Below are 1111 nucleotides of genomic sequence, written 5' to 3'. Positions count from 1 at the left end.
GTACGGCCGCATCGGCGACGAGCAGATCATCATGCGCACCGACGAAGGAGAGCATCCGCCGGTCGCGGGCAACACGGTAAAAATCGCGGCGCGCGAAGACAAGCTGCACTGGTTCGACGCCGGTTCGGGCAAACGCGCAGACTGAACGATGGCCTTGTCGACACCCTGGCCGTATCCCCGCTGGGTCGCGCACCGCGGCGCCGGCAAGCTGGCACCCGAAAACACGCTTGCGGCCTTCAAGCTCGGCGCTGCCCATGGCTACCGCATGTTCGAGTGCGACGCCAAGCTCAGCGCCGATGGCGTGGTCTTCCTCATGCACGACGCCACGCTCGGCCGCACCACCAGCGGCCATGGCATCGGCGGCGCGCAGCCCTGGAGCGAGCTCGCGCAGCTCGACGCGGGTGGCTGGCATTCGCGCAGCTACGCGGGCGAGCCACTGCCCACGCTGGAAAACATCGCGCGTTTCTGCCTGGCCAACGGGCACCTGCTCAACATTGAGATCAAGCCGACGCCCGGCGTCGAGCGCGAAACCGGCGAAGTGGTGGCGCGCGAAGCCGCCCGCCTGTGGCAGGGCGCGACCGTGCCGCCGCTGCTCACGTCCTTTCAAGTCGAGTCGCTGAAAGGCGCGCTCTTTCCGATGCGGCTCGGCCCGCCGGACCTGCGCCACGAGAGCGAGGACTTCTACGTCGGCCATACGCTGGACGCCGCCCTGCAGGCGCTGCTCGTGCAGGCACGGTTGGAGCTGAACTTCAACGCACGCCACGAGCCCCGCCCCGCGAGCGAGATCGACGACGCGGCCACCGAAGCCGTGCGCCGGTTCGCGAACGCGCTGCCAAGCCTGCGCCGCCTGCTCGACAGCGACGTGCTCGCGGCCTACCAGGGCGACCCCGCCGCACGCAGCGTTGACGAGGTGCTGTTGTGCTACCCCGGCGTGCTCGCGATGATCCACCACCGCCTTGCGCACGAGCTCTACAAGCTCGGCCTACCGCTGCTGGCGCGCATCGTGGCCGAGCTCTCGCATGCGCAGACGGGCATCGACATCCATCCGGGTGCGCAGATCGATGAGGGTTTCTTCATCGACCACGGTACGGGCGTCGTGATCGGCGAGACG

The 1111-nt window shown here is 68.7% G+C and carries 1 protein-coding gene; it reads left to right on the top strand.

What is annotated here, in order from left to right:
* Window positions 1–148 precede the first annotated feature (148 nt).
* On the top strand, window positions 149–1111 hold a 963-nt coding region (locus ACSFA2_RS25675; protein WP_435458150.1), incomplete at its 3' end, for a glycerophosphodiester phosphodiesterase family protein.

Origin of the sequence: Variovorax cryoconiti (assembly GCF_051216395.1) — a bacterium.
In the GTDB taxonomy this organism is placed as follows: Bacteria; Pseudomonadota; Gammaproteobacteria; order Burkholderiales; family Burkholderiaceae_C; genus Variovorax.
This window is presented reverse-complemented; position numbering and strand designations above follow the sequence as displayed.